We start from the raw sequence: 21,402 nt of genomic DNA, 5'->3' as shown, positions 1-21,402 counted from the left end.
GTCACTGAACCTTCGGAGTCACTGAACTTTTCCCACACGCGGAGGCTTGCAATATTTTCTGCTGGCCTCACCTATCGAACGAACTGATTCCACTCATGGGGAAATGAAATGTCAGGAACCCAACTCCTCCCGCCGGAACGCATTACGCTCCCGCTGCTCCCGCTGCGCGACGTAGTCGTCTTCCCGCACATGGTGATTCCGCTCTTCGTAGGCCGCCCGAAGTCGATCAAGGCTCTCGAAGCAGCGATGGAAGGCGGCAAGCACATCATGCTCGTCGCCCAGAAAACGGCTGCGAAAGATGAGCCGACCGAAAAGGACATGTACGAAGTAGGGTGTGTTGCCAACATCCTGCAAATGCTGAAGCTGCCCGACGGCACCGTGAAGGTGCTCGTCGAGGGTTTGCAGCGCGCGAAGACTCTTTCCATCGAAGAACAGGAAACGCAGTTCTCGTGCGAAGTCATGCCGCTCGAACCCGACCACGCCGACAGCGCTGAAACTGAAGCGCTGCGCCGCGCGATCGTGTCGCAGTTCGACCAGTATGTGAAGCTGAACAAGAAGATCCCGCCGGAGATCCTGACGTCGCTGTCGGGTATCGACGAAGCCGGGCGTCTGGCCGACACGATCGCGGCGCATCTGCCGCTCAAGCTCGACCAGAAGCAGCACATCCTCGAGATGTTCCCGGTGATCGAGCGACTCGAGCATCTGCTTGCGCAACTCGAGGCCGAGATCGATATCCTGCAGGTCGAAAAGCGTATCCGTGGGCGCGTGAAGCGTCAAATGGAGAAGAGCCAGCGCGAGTACTACCTGAACGAACAGGTCAAGGCGATCCAGAAGGAACTCGGCGAAGGCGAAGAAGGTGCGGACCTCGAAGAACTCGAGAAGCGCATCACGGCTGCCCGCATGCCGAAGGAAGCAAAGAAGAAGGCCGACGCCGAACTGAAGAAGCTCAAGCTGATGTCGCCGATGTCGGCTGAGGCGACGGTCGTGCGCAACTATATCGACACGCTGATCGGCTTGCCGTGGCGCAAGAAGAGCAAGGTCAACAACGACCTCTCGAATGCGGAACGCGTGCTCGATGAAGACCACTTCGGTCTCGAGAAGGTGAAGGAACGCATTCTCGAGTATCTCGCGGTTCAGCAACGTGTCGACAAGGTCAAGGCGCCGATCCTGTGCCTCGTCGGGCCTCCGGGTGTCGGCAAGACGTCGCTGGGTCAGTCGATCGCTCGCGCGACGAACCGCAAGTTCGTGCGCATGGCGCTCGGCGGCGTGCGCGATGAAGCCGAGATTCGCGGTCACCGTCGTACGTACATCGGTTCGATGCCCGGCAAGATTCTGCAAAGCCTGACCAAGGTCGGCGTGCGCAATCCGCTCTTCCTGCTCGACGAAGTCGACAAGATGGGCCAGGATTTCCGCGGCGATCCGTCGTCGGCGTTGCTCGAAGTGCTCGATCCAGAACAGAACCACACGTTCGCCGATCACTATGTCGAAGTGGACTTCGATCTGTCGGACGTGATGTTCGTGGCCACGTCGAACTCGCTGAACATTCCGCCGCCGTTGCTCGACCGGATGGAAGTGATCCGCTTGTCGGGTTATACGGAAGACGAGAAGGTCAGCATCGCACAGCGCTATCTGTTGCCGAAGCAGAAGAAGAACAACGGCCTCAAGGATGGCGAGGTCGATGTGACGGAAACCGCGATCCGCGACATCATTCGTTACTACACGCGCGAAGCGGGCGTCCGTTCGCTCGAGCGTGAAATTTCGAAGATCTGCCGCAAGGTCGTGAAGATGCTGCTGCTGAAGAAGGCTGAAGGGGCGGTGAAGGTCGACGGCAGCAATCTCGACACCTTCCTCGGCGTGCGCAAGTACGACTTTGGTCTGGCGGCGAAGGAGAATCAGGTTGGCCAGGTCACGGGTCTCGCGTGGACAGAAGTGGGCGGCGATCTGCTGACCATCGAAGCCGCGGTGATGCCGGGCAAGGGCAACGTGATCCGCACGGGTTCGCTCGGCGACGTGATGAAGGAATCCGTCGAAGCGGCGCGCTCGGTCGTGCGCTCGCGTTCGCGGCGTCTCGGCGTCAAGGACGAAGCGTTCGAAAAGCAGGACATTCACATTCACGTGCCGGAAGGCGCTACGCCGAAGGATGGTCCGTCGGCCGGTATCGCGATGACGACCGCGCTGGTGTCGGTATTGACCGGTATTCCGGTGCGTGCCGACGTCGCGATGACGGGCGAAATCACCTTGCGTGGCGAGGTCCTGCCGATCGGCGGCCTGAAGGAAAAGCTGCTGGCGGCGCATCGCGGCGGCATCAAGCTGGTGCTGATTCCGGAAGAAAACGTCAAGGACTTGACGGAGATTCCGGACAACGTGAAGAACGCGATCGAAATCGTGCCGGTCCGCTGGATCGACAAGGTGCTCGAACTGGCGCTCGAACGTGTGCCCCAAGCGTTGCCGGAAGAAGAGCCCAAGCCTGCCGCACCTGTTGCGGCCGAGTCGGGCAAAGACGCCGCCACGGAGTTCGTGAAGCACTGAGCACACTGAAACAATCGGCAACGAAACTGTTTGCTGAACGAAAACCCGCGGTCACGGCCGCGGGTTTTTTTGTCCTCGCGATCTTGGGAGCGCGCTTGGCAGCTCGCGTTTTCCCATCTTTTGAGCAGTGCGCGCGGTCTGTGCCGCCCGCTTCTATGCGTATCGATTGCAAGCAACATCCGGTGATAAGAATCCTCTTAAAAAACGCCCCAAATCAGGCTCAACCCGGCTTGACACAAGGGTTTCGGCCCATTCTAATGAGGCGGCTCGGCGTTACCCGCCAGCCGCGTGATGCCAGGTGCTAAAGAGCACCATCGCGATTGCCATAAACATTCTCGGGGGTTGGAATGAACAAGACGGAATTGATCGATCACATTGCACAGCAAGCCGACATTTCGAAGGCTGCGGCAGGCCGTGCACTCGATGCAGTGATCGGTGGCGTCAAAGGTACGTTGAAGAAAGGTGGTTCGGTCACGTTGGTCGGTTTTGGCACGTTCGCGGTCGGCAAGCGGACCGCGCGCACCGGGCGCAATCCGCGCACCGGCGCTGCGATCAAAATCAAGGCAGCGAAGGTCCCTAAATTTAGGCCTGGCAAAGCTCTGAAGGATGCGCTAAACTAACGGGCTTGCTGCTTGGGGAATGTCAGTTGGCAAACTCAAGTAGCAAATTTAAGAAGTCGGGCAGCAAGAAGCAGCAAGAAGCACGTTGAATCGGAAACGGGTGCTTAGCTCAGTTGGTAGAGCGGCGCCCTTACAAGGCGTAGGTCGGGAGTTCGAGCCTCTCAGCACCCACCAGTTTCAGATCCAGGCTAGTGTTTCGATGCAGTCCGCGCAGTATAAGGAGTGGTAGTTCAGTCGGTTAGAATACCGGCCTGTCACGCCGGGGGTCGCGGGTTCGAGTCCCGTCCACTCCGCCAGTATCCACGAAAGGCGAACTCCGGTTCGCCTTTTTTATTGCCCGCTGTTGTAAGATCGGGCGTTCTGTTTTTGGCACTCCACGCATGCTCGATTTTTTCCGCAATCACAAACGCCTGATGATGTTCATGCTCATCCTCGTCATTGTGCCGGGGTTGGGTTTTGTGGGTATTCAAGGTTTCCGCGGCTTCTTTGACGAAAGTGCCAACGTCGCGAGCGTCAACGGTCACAAGGTCACTCGCGCCGAGTATGACGACGCTATGCGTCAACAACTCGACCGCGCCCGTCAGATGCTTGGCGCGCAGTTCGACGCGAAGTCGTTCGATACGCCGGAGCGCCGCCGCGAAATGCTCGACGGTCTGATCGAACAGCGCGTGCTGGCCGATGAAACGCAGCGCCTGCATCTGACTGCATCCGACGACGCCGTGCGCCGTGTCCTGCTCAACGATCCCGTGATTTCGTCGCTGAAGAATCCCGACGGCTCGATCGACGTCGAACGCTACAAGCAGCTGCTTGCGATGCAGGGCATGACGCCCGACCAGTACGACGAACGCGTGCGCTACAGCCTCGCGATGCAGCAGTTGCCCGCGAGCATTCAAGGCAGTGCGTTCACGTCGAAGCTGCTCGCGCAGCATCTGACGGAGCTGGCCGAGCAGCAGCGTGAAGTGCAGGGCATTGCGTTCCATCCGCGCGATTATGCGGCGAAGGTCCAGCCGACCGACGCGCAACTGCAAGCGTATTACGATGCGCATCGCACCGAGTTCGCGACGCCGGCCACGGCGACGCTCCAGTACCTGGTGATGTCGCCGGCAACGCTCGCCGCAACAATACAGCCGAGCGACGCGGATCTGAAAAAGTACTACGACGACAACATCGCGCACTACCGCACGGATGGTGAAGTGCGTGCGAGCCACATCCTGATCGCCGCGCCGAAAGACGCGAGTGCGGCTGACAAGGCCAAGGCGAAACAGAAGGCCGAAGAGTTGCTCGCTCAGATCAAGGCGCATCCGGATCAGTTCGCGCAGATTGCGCAGGCGAATTCGCAGGACCCAGGCTCGGCATCGAAGGGTGGCGATCTCGGTTACTTCGGCCGCGGCATGATCGCGGGCGGCCAGGCGTTCGACGACGCTGTGTTCGCTCTGAAGAAGGACGAAGTCAGCGGCATCGTGCAGACCGACTTCGGCTTTCACATCGTCAAGGTCACGGACGTGAAGCCGGCAGTCACGAAGCCGTTCGACGAAGTGAAGGATCAGATCGCGAAAGACCTGAAGACGCAGCTGGCAAGCAAGGCATTCAGCGACAGTTCGGAAGGCTTCACGTCACTCGTGTATGAGAAGGCGAAGAGCCTGCAACCGGCCGCCGACAAGTACAAGCTGCAATTGCAGACCGCTACGGTCACGCCGCAACCGGATCCGAAGCTGCCGCCTGACAGTCCGCTGAACAACGCGAAGTTCCTCGCCGCAGTGTTCGCAAACGACGCGGCCGTGCAACGCAATAACACGCAGGCCATCGATGTCGGCGGCAACACGTTGATCGCGGCGCACGTCACCGACTACCAGGCCGCAGCCGTGCCGGCGTTCGACGTGGTGAAGGACGCGGTGCGTCAGAAGGTGATCGCGGCGCAGTCGAACGAAGCCGCGCACAAGGACGGTGTGGCGAAGCTCGCCGAGCTTGAAAAGTCGAAGGCCACGACCGGTTTCTCGTCGCCGCTGAAGGTGTCGCGCAACGACGCGCAAGGCGTGCCGCCGGCTGCATTGAGCGCAATCTATAAAGCAGATGCGCAAAAATTGCCGGCCTACGTAGGTGTTGACCTCGGCGACGACGGCTATGCGATCTATCGCGTGAACTCGGTGGTGGCGGCTGCGCCCACCGATCCGCAGCGTCTCGCCGCTGCTCAGCAACAGATCGCGCAGGTCAATGCGCAGTCTGAAGCCGAGGCATATGTCGAAGCGCTGCGTGCGCGCTCGAAGGTGAAGTTCTACGGTTCGCTCGACAGCAGCAACGCGCAAGCGAACGACCAATAAGTGTCAGCAGAACGAAGCTTGCGTGCAGACACAGAAAAGCCCCGCAATTGCGGGGCTTTTCCATTTGACGATAACAACGCGCGTCAAACGGTGAGCGGCATTTCGTTACAGGCAGCCGCTGATTGCACTGGTGGCGTTGCTGTCCGCAGCGCCGGCCCCACGGAAGCCGACCCACGTGCCCTTGCCGGTGTATGACGGACGGACCACTGCGGCTGCGCCATTAGGCGGCTGCTGGCCGGGCACATAGACATCCATCGCCTGATCGTTGGCGAGCGTGTTTTGCGAGACGACCTGTTGCTGCGAGCCGTCCGCCCATTTCTGCGCGATGCAACTGGCCACGGTCTTGGGCGGTTGCTGGCTCTGGCCGACGGACTGAACGCCGGCGGGCGGTTGAGCGGCGCAGGCAGAAATTGCCACGGTCAAAGCGATTAACGGTAGGTATTTCACGTTATCTCCTCATGAGTCGCTCAGAATCGAGCCGGGTTGCACGGGTGTGAAAGTGTCAGAGCGACCGTTGCCACCCGTGTTCCCGAAGTTCCAGAAACAAGTTGTTAGCGAGCTTTTCAGTGCGGCGAACTTGTGCGAAGAAGTGGCCTGACAGCGGGCCACACGTTCTGAAGTAGCACTGGCTGTGCCTGCTGCGTCGGATGAATCTGGTCCGCCTGGAACATTTCCGGTTTATCGGCGATGCCCGCGAGCAGGAAGGGCACCAATGGCACCTTCAATTGCTTCGACAATTCGCCGTACATGCCGTGGAACTTCTGGGTGTAGTCCGGGCCGTAATTAGGCGGGACATACATGCCCACCAGCACGACCTTCGCGTGACCTTGCTGAGCCTGCTCGATGATCGTACGCAGGTTGTCTTCGGTAGTGGGGAGCGGCACGCCGCGCAATGCATCGTTGGCGCCGAGCTCGACAATCACGATGCTCGGCTTCAGACGTTGCATCAGCGCCGGCAAGCGAGCCCGGCCGCCGCTCGTGGTGTCGCCGCTGATACTTGCATTGGCGACGCTATAATCGAGTCGCTCGTCGGCGAGACGCTGGCGCAGCAAGGCCACCCAGCCCGTGTCGCGGGGCAAGCCGTATTCGGCCGAGATGCTGTCGCCCAGCACGACGATCACCGGCTTGGCGGGTTCCGGCGCATTGGCGGCGTGAACCGGCAAGGGCATCGAAAACAGCGCAGCGGTCGCGACGACCGAGCCTAATGCTGTAGTCATCCGCGCCGTTGCGCGAGGCGCTATGGCGAGCACTTTCAACCTACGCTTCACCATGCTAAACAAAACTGATCCAGTCATTGAAGTGCGGGGTTTGTGCAAGAAGGTTAAGGATGCAACGGGCGAACTGACGATTCTCGACGACATCGATCTTGCTATCGCTGCCGGCAGCAGTGTGGCGATCGTCGGCGCATCCGGGTCGGGCAAGTCTACGCTGCTCGGCTTGCTCGCAGGATTGGACAGCGCGAGCTCCGGCTCGGTTCGGTTGCTGGGCCGCGAGCTGACCGAACTGAGCGAAGACGAACGGGCCGCATTGCGCGGCGGCTCGGTCGGTTTCGTGTTCCAGTCGTTTCAGCTGATGCCGCATCTGACGGCGCTCGAAAACGTCACCTTGCCGCTCGAACTGCAGGGCGGCATCGGCACGCGTGAGGCTGCGTCGCGCGCGCGTGCGCTGTTGGAACAGGTGGGTCTCGGGCAGCGCACCAGTCATTATCCGAAGCTGCTGTCGGGTGGTGAGCAGCAGCGCGTCGCGTTGGCGCGCGCGTTCGTCACGCACCCGGCCATCCTGTTCGCCGACGAGCCGACCGGCAGTCTCGATGCGGCCACCGGCCATGCGGTGATCGATCTGATGTTCGAGATGAACCGCGCGAACGGTGCGACGCTGATCCTCGTCACGCATGATATCGAGCTGGCGCGTCGTTGCGATACGACCGTGACGATCGAGGCGGGACGGCTCGCGTGAACGGGACGCTCGCGCGCGGCGAGGCACGAGCGGTGAGCATCGATACAAAAGCAAAGCGGGCCGTGTGTGAACTGACGGCCCACTTTTTCATTGCGGCTCATGGTTGGGCTGTCGAGCATAAGGCGGCAACTTGCGGGAACGCCGCATCGCGCCAAACGATGCAGGCAACCACCCCACCGCACGCCACTCAACGACTCACTGACACCGCGGCGCCGCTCACACTCACCGCTTCAATGCAGCACGCGCCCGCGCGATCAACGCCGACGTCGACGAGTCATGCTTCTTCGCATCCACGCTGGCGGCGGTCAGATCGGCCTCGACCACCTTGCCGAGAATCTTACCCAACTCGACGCCCCATTGATCGAACGGATTGATGTTCCACACCGATGCCTGCACCAGCACCTTGTGCTCGTACAACGCGATCAACGCGCCGAGCGAACGCGCGGTGAGCGCGTCGACGAGCAGTGTCGCGGTCGGACGGTTGCCCGGAAACACCAGGTGCGGCGCGAGTTCCGGTTTGTCCGGTCCGGCCACTTTTTTGGCTTCCTCGAGCGTGCGGCCGAGCATCAGCGCCTCGCTTTGCGCGAAGCAGTTGGCGAGCAGCTTCGGGTGATGACTCGCGAGCGGGTGCTCCGGCGTCAGCACCGCGATGAAATCGATCGGCACGATGGTCGGACCTTGGTGAAGCATCTGGAAGAACGCATGCTGGCCGTTCGTGCCCGGTTCGCCCCAGGTCACGGAGGAAGTCGGATAGTCGACCATCGCGCCATCGAGCCGCGCCGATTTGCCGTTGCTCTCCATCTCGAGCTGTTGCAGATACGACGGCAGAAAATGCAGCGCTTCCGAATACGGCGCGACCAGATAGCTCTGCGAGCCGAAGAAGTTGCGATACCAGATGCCGATCATGCCGAGCAGCACCGGCAGGTTCTTCTCGAGCGGCGCGTCGCGGAAATGCTGATCCATCTCGTTGGCGCCGGCGAGCAGTTCGCCGAACTGCTGCGGGCCGACCGCGATCATGATCGACAGACCCACGGCCGACCACAGCGAATAGCGGCCGCCGACCCAGTCCCACATCTCGAACACATTCTCCTTCGCGATGCCGAACTTGACCACTTCGGAGGGATTGGCCGACACGCCGACGAAGTGCTTCGCCAGCGCGCTTTCCGGGCAGCCTTTCTGGATGAACCAGTCGCGCAGCGAGCGCGCGTTGGTCATGGTCTCGAGCGTGGTGAAGGTCTTCGAGACGATGATCGCGAGCGTCTCTTCCGGGTCGATCTGTTGCATCACGTTGTACAGATCGGCGCCGTCGACGTTCGACACGAAGTGCGTGGCGATCTCCGGCGCGGCCAGATGATGCAGTGCGTGCACGACCATCTTCGGCCCCAGGTCCGAGCCGCCGATGCCGATGTTCACGATGTAGCGAATCCGTTTGCCGGTGTAGCCGGTCCACGTGCCGTTGCGCACCTGGTCGGCGAACGCGGCCATCTTCGCGCGCTCGGCCTGCACCTGGGCGAAGAACGGCGCTTTCGGATCGGTCGCGCGCAATGCGGTATGCAACGCGGCGCGGCCTTCGGTCGGGTTGACCACGTCGCCGGCGAACATCGCGTCGCGGCGCTTCTCGACGCCGGCTTCGCGCGCGAGCTGCACGAGCAGTTGCAGGGTTTCGTCGGTCACGCGGTGCTTCGAGAAATCGGCCGCGAGACCGCCGCCGGCGAACGTGAAGCGCTCGGCACGGGTAGGGGCGGGATCGTTCTCGGGGGCGAACCAGTCGCGCAGGTGCGCATTGCGAATCTTCTCGTAATGCGTTTGCAGCGAGGACCAGGAGGGGAGCGAGTTCTGGGTCATAGCGTCCGTCTAACCAAGGGGCACGAAGAAAGGCGCGCGCGTTAAGCGCTGCCGCGGATGATGCAACGAGGCTGGTAGAGCGATGCCGCGCGGTCGGGTTCGCACATGGGCGCCGGCGAGGCCACGACGGGCCGCGATCCAGCGCAGGGGTCCGTTGAAGTCTCACCGCGCCCGCAATCGATCCGACGCGCGGCGCAGTTAATCAGTATAGCGGCGTTGCGTGACAGGCTGTACCCGTTTGGCTTCGGCGCGCAAAGGTTGGGATCGCTGCGTCACGTGTGCACAGGTGGATAGAACAGGCGGTTAAGCAAGGTCCGCACCATTGGCGCCAGTTCGCCCGCCGTCAGGCCCGCCGGGCCGTGGCCTTGCGCGCTGAGGGTGTCGGCGGCGAGGCCGTGCAGATAGACGCCCGCCAGCGCCGCTTCGTAGCGCGGCAGATGTTGCGCGAGCAGCGCGCCGATGATCCCGCCAAGTACGTCGCCCGTGCCGCCCGTCGCCAGCGCGGCGTTGCCGGTCGGATTGATCGCGAGGCGGCCGTCCGGCGCGGCGATGATCGTGCCGGTGCCTTTGAGCACCACCACGCTGGCAAAGCGCGCGGCCAGCGCGCGGGCCGCGCCGAGCCGGTCGCGCTGCACGCCGGGTGCGTCGCTGCCGAGCAGGCGCGCGGCTTCGAGCGGATGGGGCGTGAGAATGCACGGGTCGCCTTGCACGCCGCGCGCGGTGAGTTCGGCGGCGAGCGTGGGGTCCTTCGCGATCAGGTTCAGCGCGTCCGCGTCGAACAGCTTCGGCACGTCGAGCTGCAGCACGTCGTGCATCACCCGCGTCGCGCTTTCGCGATGCCCCATTCCGCAGCCGACGGCAAGCGCGTCCATCCGGTCGAGCGGCAGATCGTCGAGCGCATGCAGCATCAGTTCGGGATGCGGCGGATCGTAGGGCGGGGCGCCGTCGCCCAGCAGCGCGACGTGCACCTTGCCCGCGCCGCTGAAGAGCGCCGCGCGTGCCGCGAGGATCGGCGCGCCGCACATGCCGGTGTCGCCGCCGACCACCGCGAGGCTGCCGAAGGTGCCCTTGTTGGTCGCGAAGTCGCGCGGCGGGAGGAACGCGCCGAACAGCTCGGGCGCGTTCAGTTGCACGCTCGTGCGCTGACTGCTGTCGACGCCGATCGGCGCGACCGTCACGGCGCCGGCCAGGTCGCGGCCCTGCGCGGTGAACAGACCCGGCTTCGCGCCGATGAAAGTGATCGTATGGGTCGCGTGGACCGCTGCGCCGTCGCCATTGCCGACGATCGTGCCGGTGTCGCTGTCGAGGCCGCTGGGGACGTCGAGCGCCAGCACGCCGCCTTTCCTGGGCCGAGCCTTCGCGCGTTGCGACAACTGCCGCGCGACGCTCGCGAACACGCCTTCGAGCGGTCTCGTGAGGCCGATGCCGAACATCCCGTCCACGAGCCAGCGGTAGCCGTCGAGCGACGCGGGCGGCGCCGTGCTGATCGGCACGCCGGCGGCGCGGGCCGCATCGAGCGCCCAGCGCGCGTCGTCCGGTTTCACTTCGACCGGCATGCACAGCTCCACTGGGATGCCCGTTTTAAGCAGCCCGGTCGCGAGGACCAACGCGTCGCCGCCGTTGTTGCCGGGGCCGGCGATCAGCCACACGCGCTGCTTCGAGCGGGCGATCGAGGTGTCGCGGGTGATCTGTTCGTCGAGGAAGCTCGCGGCCGACTGGCCCGCGCGCGCCATCAGCGTGTGCTGCGGCAACGCCGCCGCGGCTTGCGCTTCCGCGATCCGCAGGTCGGTCAGCGTGAGCAGGGGCAGCGCCCGCTGGTGCGGGTCGATGAGTGTCGGGGGCGTGTGTTGGGCGTCTGTCATGGCGAGGCCTGGCGGTTCGTCCGGTGGGTCCCCGCTGGTCCCGGTCGGTCCGGTGCGGGGCGGGAAGCTTGGGAACCGCTATGTTAGTGCCGATACAGCCGTCGCGCGCGGCTCTTTCAGCCCGCTCCCGGGCGGCCTGACAGCAGGCCGCGCGAGAGCTGAAAAGTGGATCGCCGCTGAAACCGGACGTTACTGGAAGCGGTCCGCGCGCAGCGCGGCCAGCGTGTCGTCGGGCAAAGCCGGTGCGTGGCCCGACAGCAGGCCGGCGACCAGCTTGCCCGCGCCGCAGGCGAGGCCCCAGCCCGCCGGACCGTGGCCCGCATTGACGAACAGCCGTGGATGCAGCGCGTTGCCGATCACCGGCAAGCCGTCCGGCGACAGCAGCTTGACGCCTTCCCACGGTAGCGCTGCCGAAATCCGCGCGGCGCCCGGAATCCAGTCGTGCGTCGCCTGGCCGAGCAGCGCGAGCGCTTCCTTGGTCACGGCTTCGCCCAACGGCTTGTCGATCTGGCCGGCGCCTTGCAGCACCGCGCCCCCAGCGATCCGCAGCCGGTGGTTCATGCGGCTGATGCCGATGCGCTTGACCGCGTCGACGATCGCCACGTGCGGCGCGCATTCCTCATGCGCGATCGGCGCGACCAGCGTGTGCAAGCGCAGCGGATGCAGCGGCAGCCGAAAGCCGGCGCGCTCGAGCAATGCAAGGCTGCCGTGACCGGCGGCCACCACGACCGCGTCGGCATGGATCACCTCGACTTCGCGCGAACGGACAGCCGCACCGGCGCGCGGCGCCAGCTCCACGGACGCGCGCTGGCCTTCGAGGCGGATCGCCGAGACCTCGCAGCCCAGCATGAATTGCACGCCGCCTTGCGAGTCGAGGGTCTGCTTGACGAGCTTGGCGAACAGCGGACAGTTCGCCGTGCGCTCCCGCTCGAACAGCACACCGCCGGCGAATTCCGGCTCGGTGCGCACGGAATGCTCATACGCGGCGCATTCGGCCGGCGTCAGCACGTGATGCGGCACTTCGTACTGCCGCAGCAGGTCGAGCGCGGGCTGGGTCTGCTCCCATTCGTGCGCGGCGCGCACCAGGTGGAGCAGTCCGCTGGTTTGTTCGAATTCGAGGCCGAAGCGCGATTCGACGTCGGCCATCGCGTCGCGCGACGCTTCGATCAGCGGGCGCAAGCGGCCATACTGGCGGGCGAACGCCTCCGGTTCCTGCAACGCGGCGAGCTGCTTGACGAACTGACGCGCCGCCCCGTTGAAGCCGATTTTGTTGATGACGCCGTTCTTTGCGTTCTGACGGCTCGCGAGGAAAGTCGGGCCGAACCAGACGTCGAGCGGGGTCGGCAGGAGAGTGCCGCCGTGGCCGTAAGTCGCGCCCTGCGCGACGGTGGCGTGGCGCTCGACGACGCATACGCGGTGGCCGGCCGCGCGCAGGTGATAAGCGGTGGCGACGCCCGCTATCCCGCCGCCAATGACGATGACATCCATGTTTTGATTCGAATTTCCGACGGGACGCCGAAGCGGCGCATTCCCGTTGAACGTGGCATGCGGCGCGCTGCCCGGCCTAGCTCGGGCGGCTTGCGCCGATCTGGTGAAAGGGCGAATGATAGCAGTCAAACCGCTGCCGCGGCCACGCGCCGCGCATCGCCCGGCGGCGCCCGCGCGCGGACCGAAAGCGCACCGCCAGGCCCGCTGGAAGCCTGTTCCCGGGGTATAATCCCGGACTTCCTTTCCGCCTCACGTCGCCTGCATGCGCGACTTCTCGGCATCACTGAGCGACGCAACGTCAAGTCCATGGCCCACTTCTCGTGTTTCCCCGGCGCTTCGGCCCTTTCCGATTTCCGTCAAACCCGCCTGCTCGAAACGCTCACGCGCATCGACCCGAATATCACCGGCGTACGCGGGCAATACCTGCACTTCGTCAACGCGCAAACGCCGCTCTCCGCTGAAGACACCGCGAAGATCGAGGCGCTGATGCACTACGGCGATCCGCTCGAAGCAGGCAAGGAGCGCGGCGCCGCCGAAACCTTCCTCGTGGTGCCGCGTTTCGGCACGGTCTCGCCGTGGGCCAGCAAGGCCACCGACATCGCCCATCTGTGCGGGCTCACGCAGGTGCGCCGCATCGAGCGCGGCGTCGAGTACACGGTCACGCTGAAAAGCGGCCTGCTGGGCGGCAAGAAGGCGCTCTCCGACGAAGCTCGCGAGGCCGTCGCGGCGGCGCTGCACGACCGCATGACCGAAAGCGTGTCGAGCTCGCGCGACCATGCGCTGCATCTGTTCGACGAACTGCCGGCCAAGCCGCTGCAAACCGTCGACGTGCTCGGCCACGGCCGTGGCGCGCTGGAAACCGCGAATACTGAGCTGGGCCTCGCGCTCGCCGACGACGAAATCGACTACCTGGTCGACGCGTTCACGAAGCTCGGCCGCAACCCGACCGACGTCGAACTGATGATGTTCGCGCAGGCCAACAGCGAGCACTGCCGCCACAAGATCTTCAACGCGGACTGGACCATCGACGGCGAGAAACAGGACATCTCGCTGTTCAACATGATCCGCAACACCGAGAAGCTGAACCCGCAGGGCACGATCGTCGCGTATTCGGACAACTCGGCGATCATGGCGGGCGGCATGGCCGAGCGCTGGTTCCCGCGCACGCCGGCCGGGACCGGCGCGATGCCGGAGCACTACCGCCGCAGCGTCGAACTCACGCACACGCTGATGAAGGTGGAAACGCACAATCACCCGACCGCGATTTCGCCGTTCCCGGGCGCCGCGACCGGCGCGGGCGGCGAAATCCGCGACGAAGGCGCGACTGGCCGCGGCGCGCGTCCGAAGGCGGGTCTGGCGGGCTTCACGGTGTCGAACCTGGCGTTGCCGGACGGCGTCGAGGCATGGGAAAACGCGCGCGACGCCGCGCAGCCGCTCGCGCATCGCAATCCGGCCGACCAGCACGAAGCCTATGGCCGCCCCGACCGCATTGCATCGCCGTTGCAGATCATGATCGACGGCCCGCTCGGTGGCGCCGCGTTCAACAACGAATTCGGCCGGCCGAATCTGGGCGGTTATTTCCGCGTTTATGAACAGAACGTCGCGGGCCTCGTGCGCGGCTATCACAAGCCGATCATGATCGCCGGCGGCATCGGCAACATCTCGGACCAGCACACGCACAAGCACGATCTGCCGGAAGGGTCGCTGCTGATCCAGATCGGCGGCCCGGGCATGCGCATCGGCATGGGCGGCGGCGCGGCCAGCTCGATGGCGACCGGCACCAACACCGCCGAACTCGACTTCGACTCGGTGCAGCGCGGCAATCCGGAAATCGAACGCCGCGCGCAGGAAGTCATCAACGCGTGCTGGCAGCTCGGCGAGAACAACCCGATCCTGAGCATTCACGACGTGGGCGCGGGCGGTCTGTCGAACGCGTTCCCGGAACTGGTGGACGGCGCGGGCAAGGGCGCGCTGTTCGAGCTGCGCAAGATCCAGCTTGAAGAGAGCGGCTTGTCGCCGCGCGAAATCTGGTCGAACGAAGCGCAGGAGCGCTACGTGCTGGCGATCGCGCCGGCCGATCTGCCGGCCTTCGAAGCGATGTGCAAGCGCGAGCGCTGCCCGTTCGCGGTGATCGGCACGGCCACCGCCGAGCGTCAGCTGAAGCTGATCGACTCCGAACTGAACGACCCCGCCGCGCATCAGCCGGTCGACATGCCGATGGAAGTGCTGCTCGGCAAGGCGCCACGCATGCATCGCGACGTCAAGCGCGTCGAGCAGCGGCTCGAACCGGTGGACGTCACCGGCATCGCGTTGCCGGATGTCGCACAGAGCGTGCTGCGTCATCCGACGGTTGCGAGCAAGTCGTTTCTGATTACGATCGGCGACCGCTCGGTGGGCGGCACGACCGCGCGCGACCAGATGGTCGGCCCGTGGCAGGTGCCGGTGGCCGACGTCGCGATCACGACGATGGACTACGCGGGTTTCCGCGGCGAAGCGATGACGATGGCCGAGCGCACGCCGCTCGCCGTGATCAACGCGCCGGCTTCGGGCCGCATGGCGGTCGGCGAGGCGGTCACGAACATCGCGGCCGCGCCGATTGCGTCGCTCGACAAGCTGAAGCTGTCGGCGAACTGGATGGCCGCGTGCGGCGTGCCGGGCGAAGACGCGGCGCTCTACGACACGGTCAAGGCGATCGGCATGGAGCTGTGCCCGGCACTCGGCATCAGCATCCCGGTCGGCAAGGATTCGCTGTCGATGCGCACCAAGTGGGAAGACCGTGGCGTCGCGAAGGAAGTGGTCGCGCCGGTCTCGCTGATCATCTCGGCGTTCGCGCCGGTCGAAGACGTGCGCAAACAGCTCACGCCGCAACTGCGCCGCATGAGCGAGGTCGGCGACTCGGTGCTGATCGCGATCGACCTCGGCCGCGGCAAGCATCGTCTGGGTGGCAGTATCCTCGCGCAGGTCACGCAGCAGGTCGGCGACACGGTGCCCGACATCGACGATCCCGAAGACCTGAAGCGCTTCTTCAACGCCATCCAGGCGTTGAACAGCGACGGCAAGCTGCTCGCTTACCACGACCGTTCGGACGGCGGCCTGTGGGCGACTGTGTGCGAGATGGCGTTCGCGGGTCACGTCGGCGTGTCGCTGAACGTGGACATGCTGATACTCGACCCGCATCACGAATCCGACTACGGCGACGCGAAAGACTGGGCCAAGCAGACCAGCGGCCGACGTGAAGACCGCACGATGCGCGCGCTCTTCAACGAAGAGCTCGGCGGCGTGATCCAGGTGCGCGCGGCGGAGCGCGACGCGGTGCTGGTCGCGTTGCGCGAACACGGGCTGTCGGCATGCTCGCATGTGATCGGCAAGATCACCGAGCGCGACGCGATCGAAATCTATCGCGACGCAAAGAAGATCTACGAAGCGTCGCGCACCGAACTGCATCGCACGTGGAGCGAAGTGAGCTGGCGTATCGCGCGTCTGCGCGACAATCCGGCCTGCGCCGATGCGGAATACGACGCGCTGCTGGATGCCGCTGATCCGGGCATCACGCCGGTGCTGAGCTTCGATCCGGCTGAGGACGTGGCTGCGCCGTATATCCCCCAAGGGGACTTCCTTCGGGGCGTCGGCAGGAGCGCGCGTCCGCGTGTGGCGATCCTGCGTGAGCAGGGCGTCAACTCGCACCTCGAAACGGCCTACGCATTCGACCGCGCGGGCTTCGACGCGCACGACGTGCACATGAGCGACCTGCTCGCGGGCCGCGCGAACCTGGCGGACTTCGCCGGCGCGGTCGCGTGCGGCGGCTTCTCATACGGCGACACGCTGGGCGCCGGCGAAGGCTGGGCGAAGGCGATCCGCTTCAACGCGCAACTGGCCGACATGTTCGCCGCATTCTTCGGCCGCCAAGACACGTTCGCGCTCGGCATCTGCAACGGCTGCCAGATGATGAGCAGCCTCGCGTCGATGATCCCAGGCGCCGACGCGTGGCCGAAGTTCACGCGCAACAAGTCGGAGAAATTCGAAGCGCGCTTCTCGCTGGTCGAAGTGCAGGCGTCGCCGTCGATCTTCTTCGCCGGCATGGAAGGCTCGCGCATTCCGGTGGCGGTCGCGCACGGCGAGGGCTATGCGGACTTCTCGCAGCAAGGCGATGCGTCGAAGGTGGCGGTGGCGATGCGTTACGTCGATCACCGTGGCCAGGCAACCGAGCAATATCCGTTCAATCCGAACGGTTCGCCGAACGGCATCACGTCGGTCACGACCGCCGATGGCCGCTTCACGGTGCTGATGCCGCACACCGAACGCGTGCATCGCGCGGTGCAGATGAGCTGGCATCCGGAAGGCTGGGGCGAGGGCGGCACGGACGCTAGCCCATGGATGCGCGTGTTCCAGAACGCGCGCCGCTGGCTGGGGTGATCTGAGGCAGGGCCGCCGCTTGCCTTGGGTGGCGGCCTTGTTGTGTGGCTCGCGCTAAGGCGGCTCACGCTGTGCGCCGCGCTTTGCGATGTGCCCGAGGTTGGGCCTCATGCCAGGTTTCACAGTACGCTTCGCACAACGCATAAAGCTGCAACAACACAACCCGCAGCAAATAAAAAAGCCGCCCTCGTGGGCGGCTTTTCTGCTTCATGCTTCAGACGAAGCGGTCACTCGAGAACCCGCTTACTGAATCTTCGCGTTCTTGCGCAGACCTTCTTCGAAGGCCTGCAGCTTTTCCTGCTGGATCTGCTGCACGATCTGCGGGCGCACCTGCTCCAGCGGCGGCGGCGTGGTATCGCGCACGTCGTCGACACGGATGACGTGCCAGCCGAATTGCGTATGCACGGGCGTGTCGGTCATCTGGCCTTTCTGCAGATGGGTGGCCGCGTCCGCGAATTCAGGCACGTAGGCCTTCGGGTCCGACCAGTCGAGGTCGCCGCCGTTCTTGCCCGATCCCGGGTCCTTCGAGTATTGCTTGGCGAGCTCTTCGAAGCTTGCGCCACCCTTGATCTTCGCGATCAGGTCCTTCGCCTGCTGCTCGTTGTCGACGAGGATGTGGTGCAGGTGATATTCCTTGCCGCCCGCGTCCTTGATCAGCGCGTTGTAGCGCGCGGTGACTTCGGCGTCGCTCGGCTGATTGTTCTTCACGAAGTCTTCGATCAGCGCGCGCAGCACGACGGTTTGTTGCGCGACGGCGATTTGCGCCTTGATGTCCGGACGATTCGGCAGGCCACGGCGCAGCGCTTCCTGCATCAGGATCTCGCGGTTCACCAGTTCTTCGCGCACGGCCATTTGAAGTTGCGGCGTATTTTGCTGGCCCTGGTGAACCAGCTGATCGATCAGTGCGTCAGCGCGCGCTTTCGGAATCGGCGTGCCGTTCACGACAGCGATGTTCTGTGCAAATGCAGGTGCGGCCGCAAACGCAGCCAGCAAGACCCAAAGGCGGGTTTTCTTCAAAGTCATCGGAAGTTCCTAGCGGGGCAACAAAGCAAATTCTTCGGGCGTATACGCCGTGATGGCAAGGGCATGAATGCCGCGCTGCATGGCATCGGCCAGCGCATCATACACCATGCGATGCCGCGCCACGCGGGCTTTGCCGGCAAATGCGGCAGCCACGATCGTGACACTGAAATGACCGCCGGCGGAGGCTCCCGCGTGGCCCGCGTGCTGCGCGCTGTCGTCGGTGATGCGAATCGATTCGACCGGCGCGAGCGCAGCAGCGAGGCGCGCCTCGATCAGCGCGGCGCGCTCGGCGGTGGTGGCGTGCATGAATACGTCGCTCGTCATGTCATTCTTCCTTCATGTATTTCGCAAGCCACAAACTCTGTCCGACGATGAACACCAGCAGGCATCCGGTCGCGCCGAACAGCTTGAAATTGACCCATTGGTCGGTCGTGTAGTGATACGCGACGAACAGATTGACGAGCCCGAGCAGCACGAAAAACACCGCCCACACGATATTCAGCTTTCCCCAGATCGCGTGCGGCAGCGTGATCTGCTTGCCCATCATCGCTTCGATCAGGTTCTTGTTGAAGGCCAGTTGCGAGACGATCAATGCGACGGAGAACGCCCAGTACAGCACGGTGGGCTTCCACTTGATGAAGGTGTCGTTGTGCAGCACGAGCGTGGCGCCGCCGAACACCGTGACGACGCCGAGGCTCACCCACAGCATCGGATCGACCTTGCGGTGGCGGAAGGCCACCCACGCGATCTGCACCAGCGTGGCGACGATCGCCACTGCCGTCGCCGTGAAAATGCCCCATATCTTGAAGGCGACGAAGAACAGGATGATCGGGAACAGATCGAACAGGAATTTCATTATCTGGTCGGGAATTCGCAGAGTGAGTCGAAGGTGAGGGCGCAGTGCGAAACGCCCGGTAGTGCTAGCCGCGCGAGGCCGCGATGACAAACGGACGTCTTGCCCGGCTGTTCGTCGCGAGCCTGCCGCGCGAGGGTGGCAAGCCCGCAGGCTGGATCAAGGGCGTCGCGGCCGCCGGACGCCGATGGCGCGCGCCTGCCGGCAACGCGCCGCACTTCGCACAGCGTTACTTGGGCTCGAATTGTAACGCAGCCGAATTGATGCAGTAGCGCAGACCGGTCGGCGCCGGGCCGTCTTCGAACACATGGCCCAGATGCGCGCCGCAGTTCTTGCATTGCACTTCGATGCGCAACATGCCGTGCGAGCGGTCGGTTTTCTCGGCGATCACCTCGCCGTTGATCGGCTTGAAGTAGCTCGGCCAGCCACAGCCGGCGTCGAACTTGGTGTCCGATTCGAACAGCGGCGTGCCGCAGCACACGCAGTCGTAGATGCCGCGGTCCCAGTGATCGTGGTAGCGGCCCGTGAACGGGCGCTCCGTGGCCGCGTGGCGGGTCACCTGGTATTCGATGTCGGACAGCTGCTTGCGCCACTCGGCGTCGTCTTTCTGCACGGCGGGGGCATCGGGGTTCAGGTCGTCGGGCTTGTTCATGGTCGGTTCCTGTCTCGGGCTTGTTTTGGGGGCTGCTCGGTGGGCGGGCCGGGTTCGGCGTTCAGTCGGCTTTCTATCAGGTTTCGTTCTGCGTCCGTTCACGCTTCATCGCGGCTCGTATCGCGGCTGCACGGTTCACTCGGCACATCACACAGAATCAGGCGCACTTCAGCGTCTCGCAGAGGCGTCACGACGAGCAACTCACTTCCAGCGAGCTGGCCCAGTCGGGCGGCAAGCCCGCATAGGCTTCGTGCTCGGGCTGTTCGTCGAATGGGCGGCGCAGCACTGCCGCCAGACGCTCCACTTCGGAAAAGTCCTTCTCTTTCGCGCGGCTGATCGCCGTTTCCGCCAGATGATTGCGAAGTATGAATTTGGGGTTCACACGGTTCATTGCAATGGCGCGCGCGGCGTCGTCGCGTGTTTCTTCGGACAGCCGCGCGCGGTAGTCGTTCGCCCACACGTCGAACGCGGCGCGATCGAGAAACAGATCGCGCACCGGTGCGTCGCCGCTCGCGTCGTGTTTCGACACGCGCGCCAGATTGCGAAAGGCCAGCGTGAAATCGGCGCGGTTCGCGTGCATCAACTCGAACAGGCGATTGATCAGCGCATCGTCGCCGTCGCGCTCGTTTTCGAGGCCGAGCTTGGCGCGCATGCGCCGCTCCAGCGCCGGTGCGAAGCGCTCCTTGAAACCGCCGAGCACGCGCTGCGCGTCTTCGATCGCCTTGTCGCTGCGCACGCTTTCGTCGTGCTGTTCGCCGAGCAGGGGCAAGAGCCCCTGCGCGAGGCAAAACAGATTCCAGTAGGCGATCTGCGGCTGCATCCGGTACGCGTAACGGCCCTGCGAATCGGAGTGGTTGCAGATGTAGCCGGCGTCGAAGCCGTCCATGAAGCCGAACGGACCGTAGTCGATCGTCAGGCCGAGGATCGACATGTTGTCGGTATTCATCACGCCGTGACAGAAGCCGACCGCCTGCCAATCGACCATCAGGTCGGCGGTGGACAGCACCGCTTCGTTCAGCAGCGCGAGATACGGATCACTGGTTTCGCGGCAATGCGGATAGAAACGCTCGATCACGTGATCGGCGAGCGCACGCAGCGCGTCGACGCGATCGTTCGAATAGAAGTGTTCGAAGTGGCCGAAGCGCACGAAACTCGGCGCCACGCGCGTGACGACGGCGGCGGTTTCGACGGTCTCGCGCCGCACCGGCTGATCGGAGCCGATCACGCACAGCGCGCGTGTGGTCGGAATGCCGAGGTGATGCATCGCTTCCGAACACAGAAACTCGCGGATCGACGAGCGCAGCACCGCGCGGCCGTCGCCCATGCGCGAATAGGGGGTGCGTCCCGCGCCCTTGAGCTGCAGCTCGAAGCGCTGGCCGTCGTGTTCGATTTCGCCGAGACCGAGCGCGCGGCCGTCGCCGAGCTGACCCGCCCACACGCCGAACTGATGGCCCGAGTACACCGATGCATAAGGCAACACCTCGGCTGGCCACTCACGCGTCGCGTTGCCGCAAAACAGTTCGGCGAAGCCCGGATCGTTGCGAAGCTCGGGCGCGAGACCGAGCAGCGCGGCAGTCTCCGTGGAGAAGCCGACCATGTACGGCGCGCTGAGCGGCGCGGCGGGCAGACGTGTGAGAAACGCGCTGCCGAGCTGCGCGAACGCGCTCGGCGGGGGAGTGACAAGAGTGTTGGAAAGATCCGTTAAAGCTTCGGATAACCCTGCAATGCTTGGGGAAAACGACATGTTGAGCGCCTCTGGATTAACCGATATTGTAAGTCCGCGCCCGCGGAGCTGCTGGCTGGCCTTTGGACAATGCTGCACCCCGATGTGGTACCCCCTCTG

The 21,402-nt window shown here is 64.2% G+C and carries 15 protein-coding genes and 2 tRNA genes; 7 read left to right on the top strand and 10 right to left on the bottom strand.

What is annotated here, in order from left to right; translation table 11 throughout:
* Nucleotides 1–108: 108 nt before the first annotated feature.
* The 5 genes from lon to PQR02_RS07605 all read left to right on the top strand — a co-directional run bounded on the left by lon (nucleotide 109) and on the right by PQR02_RS07605 (nucleotide 5,467).
* Nucleotides 109–2,529, top strand: coding sequence for an endopeptidase La (gene lon / locus PQR02_RS07625; RefSeq protein WP_408227806.1), 2,421 nt, complete (start codon nucleotides 109–111; stop codon nucleotides 2,527–2,529).
* 347 nt (nucleotides 2,530–2,876) lie between these two features.
* Complete coding sequence (locus PQR02_RS07620) at nucleotides 2,877–3,149, top strand: HU family DNA-binding protein (RefSeq protein WP_007585907.1); 273 nt, start codon at nucleotides 2,877–2,879, stop codon at nucleotides 3,147–3,149.
* A gap of 98 nt (nucleotides 3,150–3,247) precedes the next feature.
* Nucleotides 3,248–3,323: transfer RNA gene (locus PQR02_RS07615), tRNA-Val, on the top strand.
* Nucleotides 3,324–3,368: 45 nt separating this feature from the next.
* A tRNA-Asp gene (locus tag PQR02_RS07610) sits at nucleotides 3,369–3,445 on the top strand.
* Nucleotides 3,446–3,529: 84 nt separating this feature from the next.
* A complete protein-coding gene (locus tag PQR02_RS07605; RefSeq protein ID WP_408227802.1) occupies nucleotides 3,530–5,467 on the top strand; it encodes a SurA N-terminal domain-containing protein in 1,938 nt (645 codons plus the stop codon).
* 105 nt (nucleotides 5,468–5,572) lie between these two features.
* Here the strand turns inward: PQR02_RS07605 and PQR02_RS07600 are convergent, their stop codons facing one another.
* Together PQR02_RS07600 and PQR02_RS07595 are read right to left on the bottom strand one after the other, a co-directional pair.
* Entirely contained in the window at nucleotides 5,573–5,914 is a 342-nt protein-coding gene (locus PQR02_RS07600) for a hypothetical protein (RefSeq protein ID WP_408227799.1), read from the bottom strand.
* A 116-nt stretch (nucleotides 5,915–6,030) separates the two neighbouring features.
* Nucleotides 6,031–6,684, bottom strand: coding sequence for an arylesterase (locus PQR02_RS07595; RefSeq protein ID WP_408227796.1), 654 nt, complete (start codon nucleotides 6,682–6,684; stop codon nucleotides 6,031–6,033).
* A gap of 52 nt (nucleotides 6,685–6,736) precedes the next feature.
* Between PQR02_RS07595 and PQR02_RS07590 the strand changes: the two genes are divergently transcribed.
* Nucleotides 6,737–7,423, top strand: a complete 687-nt coding sequence (locus tag PQR02_RS07590; RefSeq protein WP_408227793.1) for an ABC transporter ATP-binding protein — start codon at nucleotides 6,737–6,739, stop codon at nucleotides 7,421–7,423.
* A gap of 222 nt (nucleotides 7,424–7,645) precedes the next feature.
* Here PQR02_RS07590 and pgi read toward each other — a convergent pair whose 3' ends face one another.
* The 3 genes from pgi to PQR02_RS07575 form a co-directional block, all read right to left on the bottom strand.
* Nucleotides 7,646–9,268, bottom strand: coding sequence for a glucose-6-phosphate isomerase (gene pgi, locus PQR02_RS07585; protein WP_408227790.1), 1,623 nt, complete (start codon nucleotides 9,266–9,268; stop codon nucleotides 7,646–7,648).
* A 272-nt stretch (nucleotides 9,269–9,540) separates the two neighbouring features.
* Entirely contained in the window at nucleotides 9,541–11,130 is a 1,590-nt protein-coding gene (locus tag PQR02_RS07580; RefSeq protein ID WP_408227787.1) for an NAD(P)H-hydrate dehydratase, read from the bottom strand.
* 189 nt (nucleotides 11,131–11,319) lie between these two features.
* Nucleotides 11,320–12,618, bottom strand: coding sequence for an FAD-dependent oxidoreductase (locus tag PQR02_RS07575; RefSeq protein ID WP_408227784.1), 1,299 nt, complete (start codon nucleotides 12,616–12,618; stop codon nucleotides 11,320–11,322).
* A 306-nt stretch (nucleotides 12,619–12,924) separates the two neighbouring features.
* Here PQR02_RS07575 and purL point away from each other — a divergent pair, with 306 nt between their 5' ends.
* Nucleotides 12,925–17,031, top strand: coding sequence for a phosphoribosylformylglycinamidine synthase (gene purL / locus PQR02_RS07570; RefSeq protein WP_408227781.1), 4,107 nt, complete (start codon nucleotides 12,925–12,927; stop codon nucleotides 17,029–17,031).
* A 243-nt stretch (nucleotides 17,032–17,274) separates the two neighbouring features.
* On the opposite strand, the gene PQR02_RS07565 is transcribed toward purL, so the two are convergent.
* The 5 genes from PQR02_RS07565 to PQR02_RS07545 all read right to left on the bottom strand — a co-directional run bounded on the left by PQR02_RS07565 (nucleotide 17,275) and on the right by PQR02_RS07545 (nucleotide 21,303).
* Nucleotides 17,275–18,054, bottom strand: coding sequence for a peptidylprolyl isomerase (locus PQR02_RS07565; RefSeq protein WP_408227778.1), 780 nt, complete (start codon nucleotides 18,052–18,054; stop codon nucleotides 17,275–17,277).
* A gap of 9 nt (nucleotides 18,055–18,063) precedes the next feature.
* Nucleotides 18,064–18,378, bottom strand: coding sequence for a BolA family protein (locus PQR02_RS07560; RefSeq protein WP_408227776.1), 315 nt, complete (start codon nucleotides 18,376–18,378; stop codon nucleotides 18,064–18,066).
* A gap of 1 nt (nucleotide 18,379) precedes the next feature.
* Nucleotides 18,380–18,910: a septation protein A gene (locus tag PQR02_RS07555; RefSeq protein WP_149670430.1), complete on the bottom strand. Its 531-nt coding sequence runs from the start codon at nucleotides 18,908–18,910 to the stop codon at nucleotides 18,380–18,382.
* Nucleotides 18,911–19,136: 226 nt separating this feature from the next.
* Nucleotides 19,137–19,559 (bottom strand): peptide-methionine (R)-S-oxide reductase MsrB, encoded by a 423-nt coding sequence (gene msrB / locus PQR02_RS07550; protein WP_149670429.1) that lies wholly within the window; start codon nucleotides 19,557–19,559, stop codon nucleotides 19,137–19,139.
* Nucleotides 19,560–19,746: 187 nt separating this feature from the next.
* Entirely contained in the window at nucleotides 19,747–21,303 is a 1,557-nt protein-coding gene (locus tag PQR02_RS07545) for a protein adenylyltransferase SelO (protein ID WP_408227771.1), read from the bottom strand.
* Between the last annotated feature and the right edge of the window lie 99 nt (nucleotides 21,304–21,402).

It is taken from the genome of Paraburkholderia sediminicola (assembly GCF_046026895.1).
GTDB lineage: Bacteria > Pseudomonadota > Gammaproteobacteria > Burkholderiales > Burkholderiaceae > Paraburkholderia > Paraburkholderia sediminicola_C.
This window is presented reverse-complemented; position numbering and strand designations above follow the sequence as displayed.

What these genes read in the sequence shown, in the direction of transcription:
- lon (WP_408227806.1), top strand. Translation starts at nt 109, where the DNA reads ATGTCAGGAACCCAACTCCTCCCGCCGGAACGCATTACGCTCCCGCTG.
- PQR02_RS07620 (WP_007585907.1), top strand. Translation starts at nt 2,877, where the DNA reads ATGAACAAGACGGAATTGATCGATCACATTGCACAGCAAGCCGACATT.
- PQR02_RS07605 (WP_408227802.1), top strand. Translation starts at nt 3,530, where the DNA reads ATGCTCGATTTTTTCCGCAATCACAAACGCCTGATGATGTTCATGCTC.
- PQR02_RS07595 (WP_408227796.1), bottom strand. Translation starts at nt 6,684, where the DNA reads ATGACTACAGCATTAGGCTCGGTCGTCGCGACCGCTGCGCTGTTTTCG.
- PQR02_RS07590 (WP_408227793.1), top strand. Translation starts at nt 6,737, where the DNA reads ATGCTAAACAAAACTGATCCAGTCATTGAAGTGCGGGGTTTGTGCAAG.
- pgi (WP_408227790.1), bottom strand. Translation starts at nt 9,268, where the DNA reads ATGACCCAGAACTCGCTCCCCTCCTGGTCCTCGCTGCAAACGCATTAC.
- PQR02_RS07580 (WP_408227787.1), bottom strand. Translation starts at nt 11,130, where the DNA reads ATGACAGACGCCCAACACACGCCCCCGACACTCATCGACCCGCACCAG.
- PQR02_RS07575 (WP_408227784.1), bottom strand. Translation starts at nt 12,618, where the DNA reads ATGGATGTCATCGTCATTGGCGGCGGGATAGCGGGCGTCGCCACCGCT.
- purL (WP_408227781.1), top strand. Translation starts at nt 12,925, where the DNA reads ATGGCCCACTTCTCGTGTTTCCCCGGCGCTTCGGCCCTTTCCGATTTC.
- PQR02_RS07565 (WP_408227778.1), bottom strand. Translation starts at nt 18,054, where the DNA reads ATGACTTTGAAGAAAACCCGCCTTTGGGTCTTGCTGGCTGCGTTTGCG.
- PQR02_RS07560 (WP_408227776.1), bottom strand. Translation starts at nt 18,378, where the DNA reads ATGACGAGCGACGTATTCATGCACGCCACCACCGCCGAGCGCGCCGCG.
- PQR02_RS07555 (WP_149670430.1), bottom strand. Translation starts at nt 18,910, where the DNA reads ATGAAATTCCTGTTCGATCTGTTCCCGATCATCCTGTTCTTCGTCGCC.
- msrB (WP_149670429.1), bottom strand. Translation starts at nt 19,559, where the DNA reads ATGAACAAGCCCGACGACCTGAACCCCGATGCCCCCGCCGTGCAGAAA.
- PQR02_RS07545 (WP_408227771.1), bottom strand. Translation starts at nt 21,303, where the DNA reads ATGTCGTTTTCCCCAAGCATTGCAGGGTTATCCGAAGCTTTAACGGAT.